This window comes from Kitasatospora sp. NPDC058965 (assembly GCF_042741245.1).
Taxonomy (GTDB): Bacteria; Actinomycetota; Actinomycetes; order Streptomycetales; family Streptomycetaceae; genus Kitasatospora.
Genome location: NZ_JBHYKG010000318.1, coordinates 1 through 9,385 on the forward strand (window position 1 = coordinate 1; position 9,385 = coordinate 9,385).

General features: G+C 74.0%; 7 protein-coding genes. 2 read left to right on the forward strand and 5 right to left on the reverse strand.

Translation table 11 applies throughout. The features are described from left to right. Nucleotides 1–79: 79 nt before the first annotated feature. The gene (glnA, locus tag ACFW1A_RS33925; RefSeq protein WP_380415936.1) at nt 80–1,492 is read right to left on the reverse strand and encodes a type I glutamate--ammonia ligase; all 1,413 of its coding nucleotides are present in this window, start codon (nt 1,490–1,492) and stop codon (nt 80–82) included. Nucleotides 1,493–1,761: 269 nt separating this feature from the next. On the opposite strand from glnA, the gene ACFW1A_RS33930 reads away from it, so the two are divergent. Continuing rightward, nucleotides 1,762–2,229: an RDD family protein gene (locus ACFW1A_RS33930; protein WP_380415938.1), complete on the forward strand. Its 468-nt coding sequence runs from the start codon at nt 1,762–1,764 to the stop codon at nt 2,227–2,229. Between the two features lie 98 nt (nt 2,230–2,327). On the opposite strand, the gene ACFW1A_RS33935 is transcribed toward ACFW1A_RS33930, so the two are convergent. From ACFW1A_RS33935 to ACFW1A_RS33950, 4 genes are all read right to left on the reverse strand, one after another. Next, nucleotides 2,328–3,017 carry a DUF4191 domain-containing protein gene (locus ACFW1A_RS33935; protein WP_380415940.1) on the reverse strand — a complete coding sequence of 230 codons (690 nt, stop codon included), beginning with the start codon at nt 3,015–3,017 and terminating at the stop codon, nt 2,328–2,330. Between the two features lie 176 nt (nt 3,018–3,193). Continuing rightward, nucleotides 3,194–4,153: a lipoyl synthase gene (locus ACFW1A_RS33940; protein WP_380415942.1), complete on the reverse strand. Its 960-nt coding sequence runs from the start codon at nt 4,151–4,153 to the stop codon at nt 3,194–3,196. A gap of 118 nt (nt 4,154–4,271) precedes the next feature. Continuing rightward, nucleotides 4,272–5,069, reverse strand: a complete 798-nt coding sequence (gene lipB, locus ACFW1A_RS33945) for a lipoyl(octanoyl) transferase LipB (RefSeq protein WP_380415944.1) — start codon at nt 5,067–5,069, stop codon at nt 4,272–4,274. A gap of 96 nt (nt 5,070–5,165) precedes the next feature. Beyond that, nucleotides 5,166–7,106, reverse strand: a complete 1,941-nt coding sequence (locus ACFW1A_RS33950; RefSeq protein WP_380415946.1) for a helix-turn-helix domain-containing protein — start codon at nt 7,104–7,106, stop codon at nt 5,166–5,168. Nucleotides 7,107–7,418: 312 nt separating this feature from the next. On the opposite strand from ACFW1A_RS33950, the gene ACFW1A_RS33955 reads away from it, so the two are divergent. Beyond that, a complete protein-coding gene (locus ACFW1A_RS33955; protein WP_380415948.1) occupies nt 7,419–9,176 on the forward strand; it encodes a regulator in 1,758 nt (585 codons plus the stop codon). Nucleotides 9,177–9,385: the final 209 nt, after the last annotated feature.

Here is a 9,385-nt window from a genome sequence, read left to right on the forward strand (position 1 = left end):
CCCGGCCCCCCCCGGGGCAGGCTACAGCCCCTGGGGGACCCCACGGTCCCCGGGTGCGCCCCCGCAGGTCGGGTGCGCCTTACAGGTCGTAGTACAGCTCGAACTCGTGCGGGTGCGGGCGCAGGGCGATCGGGGCGATCTCGGTGGTGCGCTTGAGGTCGATCCAGGTCTCGATCAGGTCGGGGGTGAAGACGCCGCCGGCCAGCAGGTACTCGTGGTCCTGCTCCAGCGCCTCCAGGACCGCGCCGAGGGAGGACGGGACCTGGGGGACGCCCGCGTGCTCGTCGGGGGCGAGCTCGTAGAGGTCCTTGTCGACCGGCTGGAGCGGCTCGATCTTGTTCTTGATGCCGTCCAGGCCGGCCATCAGCATGGCGGCGAAGGCCAGGTAGGGGTTGGAGGACGGGTCGGGGGCGCGGAACTCGATGCGCTTGGCCTTGGCGTTGGAGCCGGTGATCGGGATCCGGATCGCGGCGGAGCGGTTGCGCTGCGAGTAGACCAGGTTGACCGGGGCCTCGAAACCGGGGACCAGGCGGTGGTAGGAGTTCACCGACGGGTTGGTGAAGGCCAGCAGCGAGGGGGCGTGCTTGAGCAGGCCGCCGATGTAGAAGCGGGCCGTCTCGGACAGGCCGGCGTAGCCCTGCTCGTCGTAGAAGAGCGGGGCGCCCTCGGCCCAGAGCGACTGGTGCACGTGCATGCCGGAGCCGTTGTCGCCGAAGATCGGCTTGGGCATGAAGGTGGCGGTCTTGCCGTTGCGCCAGGCGACGTTCTTGATGATGTACTTGAACAGCATCAGGTCGTCGGCCGCGTGCAGCAGGGTGTTGAACTTGTAGTTGATCTCCGCCTGGCCCGCGGTGCCGACCTCGTGGTGCTGGCGCTCGACCTGCAGGCCGGCGCCGGCCAGCTCCAGGGACATCTCGGCGCGCAGGTCGGCGAAGTGGTCCACCGGCGGGGTCGGGAAGTAGCCGCCCTTGTACTTGACCTTGTAGCCGCGCACGTCGCCCTCGGCGGAGCCGGTGTTCCAGGCGCCCGCCTCGGAGTCGATGTGGTAGTACGAGGCGTTGGCGCTGGTCTCGAAGCGGACCGAGTCGAAGACGTAGAACTCGGCCTCGGGCCCGAAGAACGCGGTGTCGGCGATGCCGGAGGAGGCGAGGTAGGCCTCGGCCTTCTTGGCGATGTTGCGCGGGTCGCGGCTGTACGCCTCGCCGGTGATCGGGTCCTGGATGAAGAAGTTGATGTTGAGGTGCTTCTCGGTCCGGAACGGGTCCAGCCGGGCGGTGGCCAGGTCGGGGACCAGGGCCATGTCGGACTCGTGGATGGCCTGGAAGCCGCGGATCGAGGAGCCGTCGAACATCAGCGTCTCGGCGGGGTCGAAGGTCGCCGCCGGGACGGCGAAGTGCTGCATGACGCCCGGCAGGTCGCAGAACCGGACATCCACGAACTTGATGTCGTTCTCCGCGATGTACGCCTTGACTTCCTCGGCGTTCTTGAACATCAATCCTCCTCTGCCCGGCCGTCAGGCCGGTCGCCCACCGGCCAGGGTGGGCTCACGATAGGAAGGGGCCGTTTCCTGTCAGTGACCCGATCGTTTCACCCATGTTAAGCAGCCCCGGGCAAGCGTCTGCAAAGCCGGACAAAACGTGTCGGGGTGCGGTCGGTGGGGCTGAAGTGGTCTAGACCTCATGGCAGGACGATGAGACGAGGATTCACTCGCAGGGGGAGCCGCCCCCGGTCGCCGCGGGGCGGGCGGTTACTGTGGCTGTCGTGGACAGTAGAGAAGCACTTGGATCGTGGCTGGAGGGCCCGAAGGCCGCGGCCGAGCGGATGGGCGCCGACTTCGGCTACCGCGGTGAGCGGCTCGGCCGCCCGCGCGAGGGCTCGGGCGCGGTGGCCGGCCCGGCCCGGCGGATCGGCGCGCTGTTCGTCGACGGCTGGATCGCCAACCTGATCGCCTACGGGCTGATCGCGCACGGCGACGCGCAGAAGGCCAACCTGTACGGGCTGCCGGTCTTCTTCGCGATCAACGCGGTGCTGCTGGCGACCGCCGGGACCACCTTCGGCAAGCGGCTGTTCGGCCTGCGCGTGGTGCGGCTGGACGGCGGCCGGACCACCATCCCGCAGGCGCTGCTGCGCACCTTCCTGCTCTGCCTGGTGGTGCCGGCCGTGGTCTGGGACCGGGACTCCCGCGGGCTGCACGACAAGGCGGTCGGCACGGTCGAGGTCCGGATCTGACCCCGGTCGGGGCGGCCGCGGCCGCAGGGCGCGAGACATGAGGAAGGCCCCCGCCGGGATCGGCGGGGGCCTTCTGGTCTACGTGGGGGAGTGGCGCCTCAGCGCGGGCCGCCGCCCTTGGGCATCCGGGCGCCCTTGGGCATCGGGCCCTTGGGCACCGGCGCCTTGGAGAGCAGGTCGCCGAGGGCGCGCAGCCGGTCGTTGGTCTCGGTGACCTGGCCCGGGGAGATCGCCCGCGGCAGCCGCATCAGGGTGATCTGCAGCTTCTTCAGCGGGACCTCGCCCTCGCCGTTGCCGACCACGAAGTCGTGCACCGGGATGTCGCCGACGACCCGGGCCATCTTCTTCTTCTCGGCGGCGAGCAGCGGGCGCACCCGGTTCGGGTTGCCCTCGCCGATCAGCGCGATGCCGGGGCGGCCGACCGCGCGGTACACCGCGTCCTGGTTGCGGGTGACCGCCACCGGGGTCGGGTTGGTGCTCCAGCCGCGCCGGATGTTGTTGAGCACGGCCGCGGCGGCGCCCGGCTGGCCCTCCATCTGCCCGAAGGCGGCCCGCTCGGCCCGGCGGCCGAAGACGATCGCCGCGGCCAGCACGGCCAGGATGAAGCCCAGGATCCCCAGGTAGATGGGGTGACCGATCGCGAAACCGAGGGCGAGGAACACGCCGAAGGTGAGCGCGGCGACGCCGCCGACGATCAGGCCGATCTTGGTGTCGACCTGCTTGGTCATGATGTACGCCTGGCGGATCTGCTTGAGCCGCCCAGGAGTTTCGGATGTTTCCCTCGCCATGAAGGTCATGGTACGTGGCGGGAGGGGCCGACACCGAAGCCCGGTCCCGATTCGGGCCGAACCGTGATCCGTACGGTCCTGACCGGGCGGCCCGACGGGACCGGTCAGACGGGCGCGGGCCCCGGTCGCACCCGACCGGGACCCGCGCAGTTTCGTTCAGTTCTCCCCAGCAGCGGTCAGACCGCGGCGTCCGCGTTCGCCCGGTGCTCCAGCGCCTGGCGGTACAGCCGGCCGGCCCGGTAGGAGGAGCGCACCAGCGGTCCGGACATGACGCCGGCGAAGCCGAGCTCCTCGGCCTCCTGCTGCAGCTCGACGAACTCCTGCGGCTTGACCCAGCGCTCCACCGGGTGGTGGCGCAGCGAGGGGCGCAGGTACTGGGTGATGGTGATCAGCTCGCAGCCGGCGCCGACCAGGTCGGCCAGCGCCTGGCTGACCTCCTCGCGGGTCTCGCCCATGCCCAGGATCAGGTTGGACTTGGTCACCAGGCCGGCCGCGCGGGCCTGCGTGATGACGTCCAGCGAGCGCTCGTAGCGGAAGGCCGGGCGGATCCGCTTGAAGATCCGCGGCACCGTCTCGACGTTGTGCGCCAGCACCTGGGGGCGGGACGAGAAGACCTCGGCCAGCTGCTCCGGGACGGCGTTGAAGTCCGGGATCAGCAGCTCGACGCCGGTGCGGCCGCCCGCCCGGTCGGCGGTCATCGCGTGCACCTGGCGGACCGTCTCGGCGTACAGCCAGGCACCGCCGTCCGCCAGGTCGTCCCGGGCGACGCCGGTGATGGTGGCGTAGTTGAGGTCCATGGTGAGGATGGACTCGGCGACCCGGCGCGGCTCGTCGGCGTCGAAGTCGGCCGGCTTGCCGGTGTCGATCTGGCAGAAGTCGCAGCGGCGGGTGCACTGGTCACCGCCGATGAGGAAGGTGGCCTCGCGGTCCTCCCAGCACTCGAAGATGTTGGGGCAGCCGGCCTCCTGGCAGACCGTGTGCAGCCCCTCCTTCTTCACCAGCGAGTGCAGGGCGTTGTACTCCGGGCCCATCTTCGCCCGGGTCTTGATCCACTCGGGCTTCCGCTCGATGGGGGTCTCGCTGTTGCGGACCTCCAGGCGGAGAAGCTTCCTGCCGTCGGGTGCGACAGCGGACACATCGGCTCCTAGAAGTAGACGGGGTACCCCCAGGGTACGCCTGTGCTTGTTCGGTCTCGGCCGGGCGGTCGCCCCGCAATCGCAGGGCAACAGCACTACCGGCCGGTAGATTCCCGGTTCAGTGCCGGGAACCCGGCTCGGGCAGCTCGGCCAGCACCTCGGCGAGGCGCTTCTCCACCGACGGCACCGCCTCGGCCACCGGCACGTCGCGGCCCAGCTCGGTGGAGAGCGACCCGACCCCCGCGTCCCGGATGCCGCACGGGATGATCCGGTCGAACCAGGTCATGTCCGGGTTGCAGTTGAGCGCGAAGCCGTGCATGGTCACGCCGCGGGCCACCCGGACCCCGATCGCGGCCAGCTTGCGGTCGTCGCCGCGCTGGCCGGCGTTGGACGGCGCGTACTCGGGGCCGGCCAGCCGCGGGTCGATGCCCAGCGGCAGACCCATCCGCAGGGTCAGCTTGCCGATGTCGATCACCTGGGCCGGGTCGACCTGCGCGTCCGGCAGCTCGCGGCCGAGCACCCAGACCCCGCTGCGCCCCTCCACCCGGGTGCTCGTCACCCCGAGGTCGGCGCAGGCGCGGATCAGCGCCTCCTCCAGCCGGCGGACGTAGGCGACCACGTCCATCGGCTCGGGCAGCTTGACGATCGGGTAGCCGACCAGCTGGCCCGGCCCGTGCCAGGTGCCCTCGCCGCCGCGGTTGACCTGGACCACCGGAGTGTCGTCCAGCGGCAGGTCCTCCGGCTTGGTCCGCTTGCCGGCGGTGAAGACCGGCGGGTGCTCCAGCAGCAGCACGGTGTCCGGGATCTCGTCGGCCATCCGCAGGGCGTGCAGCCGCTGCTGCTCGGCCCAGGCCTCCTGGTAGGGAACCAGGCCCTCGCCGATCCCCAGCCGGACGAACCGTACGTTCTCGCTCACCGCTGCTCCTCGCCACCGGTCGCCCGTGCGCGACCAACCTCGCCACTGTACGCCCGGGCCGACCGGGATCGTTCAGGTGTCCGAAGGCGGTCCCGGTCACCCCTCCGCGAGCAGCTGCAGCCGCAGCGCCAGCTGCAGTTCCAGCGAGCGGTCCGGGTGGTTCCAGTCCCGGCCGAGCAGCACCTCGACCCGGTCCAGGCGCTGCACCACGGTGTTCACGTGCACGTGCAGCTCGTCCTTGGCCCGGGTCAGGCTGCCGCCGCAGGCGAAGTAGGCGCGCACGGTGCGCACCAGCTCGGTGCCGCGCCGCCGGTCGTAGTCCAGCAGCGGGCCGAGGGTGCGCTCGACGAAGCCGTGCACGTCGTGCCCGTCGCCCAGCAGCACGCCGAGGAAGCCGAGCGAGCCGGCCGAGGCGCCGTCCCCGGTGCGGCCCAGCGCGCGCAGCGCCCGCACGCAGCGCACCGCCTCGGCGTGCGCGGCGGCCAGCTCGGCGGGGCCGGCCGCGACCCGGCCGGCGCCCACGGTGACCGGCTGGCCGGCCAGCCGGGCCAGCCGCTCGGCGGCCGCGGCGGCGGCCTGCCCGGGCGTCGCGCTCCCGTCCTCGGGCAGCAGCAGCACCACCGCCTCGGCGTGCTCGGCGCTCACCCCGCGCGAGCCGGCGCCGCGCCCGCGCCCGAACAGGTACTGGGCGGCCGCGCCGGCCAGCCGGGCCCGGCCGTCCGGGGCGGTCTCGGCCACCAGCACCAGGTGCCGGCGGGCCAGGTCGACGCCGAGCCGGCGGCCGCGGGCCAGCAGCCCGGCCGGGTCCCGCCCGGGGGCGGTGAGCAGGTCGGTGAGCAGCTCGCCGCGCACCCGGTTCTCCGCCTCGGCCACCGAGCGGCGCAGCAGCAGGAGCAGCGCGGTGACCACCGAGCCGCGCTCGAAGATCCTTCGGTCGGCGTCGTCCAGCTCGGGCCGGCCGCGCAGCACCAGCGAGCCCAGCGGCTCCTGCCCGGCCAGTACCGCGCAGACCCAGCCGCCGCCGTGCCGCACCGAGCGCCCCTCGGCCCGGGACCGCTCCACCGCCTCGGCCAGCCGCTGCGGCGCGCCCTGCCGCCCGGCCAGCGGGTGGCCGTCGGCGTCGTGCACCGCGATCTCGCTCTCCAGCAGCGCGCCCAGCTCGGCGGCCACCTCGGCCAGGTCCGCGCCGCGCAGCACCAGGTCGGTGAGCCGGTCGTGCGCCTGCTCGGCCCGCTGCACGGCGCTCGCGTGCGCCCGGATCACGGTGTTGGCGGCGTTCAGCTCGGTCAGCGCGGTCCGGGTGTCGGCCAGCGCCTTGGCGGTGTCCAGCGCGATCGCGGCGTGGGCGGCGAGCGAGCAGAGCAGCGCCACCTCGTCGGGGGAGAAGGCGCGCGGCGAGCGGTCGGCGGCGAACAGCACCCCGATCACCTCGCGGCCCAGCAGCAGCGGCACACCGAGGATCGCCACCAGGCCCTCCTCCAGCACCCCGGCGTCGATCCGGCCGGTGTGCCGGAACCGCTCGTCGGTGCGGTAGTCGGGGGTCGCGTAGGGGCGGGCGGTCTGGGCGACCAGGCCGCCCAGCCCGTCGCCCAGGCTGAGGCGCAGGTTCTGGAAGAGCGGGGAGACCGAGCCGTCGGTGACCCGCATGTAGGTGTCGCCGGCCGCCTCGTCCGGCAGCGTCAGGTAGGCGGTGTCGGTGCCCAGCAGGCTGCGGGCCCGGCGCACGATGGCGCGCAGCACGGCGTCCAGGTCGCGGGAGGCGGCCAGGTCGGTGGCGGTGTCGAAGAGCGCGGTCAACTCGGTCTCGCGGCGCCGGTGCTGACGCAGCGTCCGGTGCACCCGCAGGGCCAGCCAGGTGGCCTCGTCCAGCTCGGCGAGGACGGCGGGCGCGGCGCCCGCGCGGCGGGCCTCGGCCGCGACGGCGGGGAAGTCCTCGGTGGCGGCGGTGCCGCCGGCCAGCAGGTCGAGCAGCCGGCGCAGCCCGGCGGCGGCGCCGGGCTCCCGGGGTGCTGTCGGCGGTGGCTCGGGGTGGCTCATGGTGCCCGACATGGTGTCAGAACGGCCCGGTCGGCGGGAAGAGCGCGACGTGTGGGCCGGCACCACAGTCCGTACCGGAACTGTGTGTCGCGCGCCCATGGAGGCGTGAAACCGTCAGGGTCGCACAATCCCAAACCCCGAGCGCCCCTTCTTCATCGGATCGGGCGCCCTCCCGTCACCCGTTCGGAGGATTGGCCAGTCAGATCCGCCCATAGCGCCCGAATGCTCGCTACATTCACGCCGATTCCCGACAGGGGCGTCGCGCAAGGCACCGGGGGGCCGGACCGTGGCGTCCGAGAGGTGTTGACTGACATGCCCCAACGGCCTGCAACCGACAGCCCGACCTACGGCCCGCTCGACCCGCTGGACCCACTGGACCCGCACGGGCGGCACGGCGACCCCGGACCGCTCAGCGAGCCGGTGCGCCCCGGCAGCTCCCTGCCCGGGCAGCGCCAGGACCTCGGCGTCCTCGCCGAGCACCATCCGGACGGGCCGGCGGCCCAGGCCTCGGCGCACGATCCGGCCCGCGCCCAGAACCCGCTGCTGGCCGCGCTGATCGAGGAGGCCGGCTTCTCGCACGCGGGCCTGGCCCGCCGGGTCGACCAACTGGGCCTGGAGCACGGGCTGGACCTGCGCTACGACAAGACCTCGGTGACCCGCTGGCTGCGCGGCCAGCAGCCGCGCGGCGCCACCCCGGCGCTGATCGCCGAGGTCTTCACCCGGCGGCTGGGCCGCCGGCTCTCCGCCCAGGACATCGGCCTGGACGCCTGTGCCCCGGTCTACGCGGGCCTGGAGTTCGCCGAGACCCCGCAGGAGGCGGTGGACATCGTCGCCAGCATGTGGCGCAAGGACACCGGCCCGCAGTCCGAGCTGCGCCGGATCGCCTTCACCCCGGCCGGCCTGGTGGTGCCCAGCCGGGACTGGCTGATCGGCCGCGGCGACGAGCAGGTGGCCCGGGACGGGTCGGTCGGCCTGCACGCCCCGGGGCCGGACGGGCCGCTCTCCCGGCTCGACCCCGGCGCCGAGCTCGGCGACCGCGGGCCGGGGGTCCCGGCCGGCCGGGTGCCCTCGCAGGCCCGGCGCCCGCTGGTGTCCGGCACCCGCACCGCCGCGCTCGCGCCGACCCGGCCGGAGGAGCGCCCGCGCCCGCAGCGGGCCGGCCTGCGGGTCGGCCGCGGGGACATCGCCGCGGTGCGCGCGGTGGGCGACCTGTTCCGGGCGCTGGACAACGCCTACGGCGGCGGCCACGCCCGCCAGGCGCTGGTCCGGTACCTGGAGAGCGAGGCCGAGCCGATGCTGCGCGGCCGGTACGGCGAGCAGATCGGGCGGGCGCTGTTCGCGGCGGTGGCCGACCTGACCCGGCTGGCCGGCTGGACCAGCTTCGACATCGCCGCGCACGGCCTGGCCCAGCGCTACTTCGTGCAGGCGCTGCGGCTCTCCCAGGCCGGCGGCGACCGGGTGCTCGGCGGCTACGTGCTGGTGACGATGAGCCAGCAGGCGGTGCACCTGGGCCACGGCCGCGAGGCGGTGCAGCTGGCCCGGGTGGCCCAGCAGGGCGTGGGCACCACGGCCCCGGCCACCGTCCAGGCGCTGATGCACGCCGCCGAGGCGCGCGGGCACGGCGTACTGGGCGACGCCCGGTCCTGCACCACTGCCCTGGTGCGCGCCGAACGGGCCCTGGCGCTGGCCCGGTCCGGCGACGAACTGCCGTCCTGGGCGCGTCACTTCGACGAGGCCCAGCTGGCCGACGAGTTCGCCCACTGCTACCGCGACCTGCAGCAGTGGCGCTCGGCGGCGCAGCACGCGGAGAAGTCGCTGCGGCTGCGCTCGGCGAGCTACGCGCGCAGCCGGGTGTTCTGCCGGATCGTGCTGGCCGCCGCCCGGCTCGGCCTGGGCGACGTCGACGAGTCGTGCTCGCTGGCCACCGAGGCGCTGCGCGCGGCCGGCGAGATGCGCTCCGCCCGCACCGTCGAGTACCTGCGCGACTTCCACCGCCGACTGGCCCCGTACCGGGGCAACCCGGCCGCCCGGGCCTTCGAGGAGGCCGCCCGGCAGGCGGGGGTGCTCTGACGGTGACGGGCCGGGCCCGCCCCGGGCGGATCCCCGGGGGTGCCGGGGACGGGGCCGTCGGCGGCTCCCGTCCCCGGCCGGGCCGGTCCCTGCCGGCTCAGGCGGCGGCGCGGGTCTGCGGGGTCCGGGTGGTGGTCACACCGAGGTCGCGCAGGACGGCTTCGGCGGCGCGGCGGCCGGAGACCAGCGCGCCCTGGGTGGAACTGGTG

Excerpts from the sequence above, each read along its gene's own strand:
- ACFW1A_RS33935 (WP_380415940.1), bottom strand. The coding sequence starts at position 3,017 with ATGGCGAGGGAAACATCCGAAACTCCTGGGCGGCTCAAGCAGATCCGC.
- ACFW1A_RS33950 (WP_380415946.1), bottom strand. The coding sequence starts at position 7,106 with ATGAGCCACCCCGAGCCACCGCCGACAGCACCCCGGGAGCCCGGCGCC.
- glnA (WP_380415936.1), bottom strand. The coding sequence starts at position 1,492 with ATGTTCAAGAACGCCGAGGAAGTCAAGGCGTACATCGCGGAGAACGAC.
- ACFW1A_RS33955 (WP_380415948.1), top strand. The coding sequence starts at position 7,419 with ATGCCCCAACGGCCTGCAACCGACAGCCCGACCTACGGCCCGCTCGAC.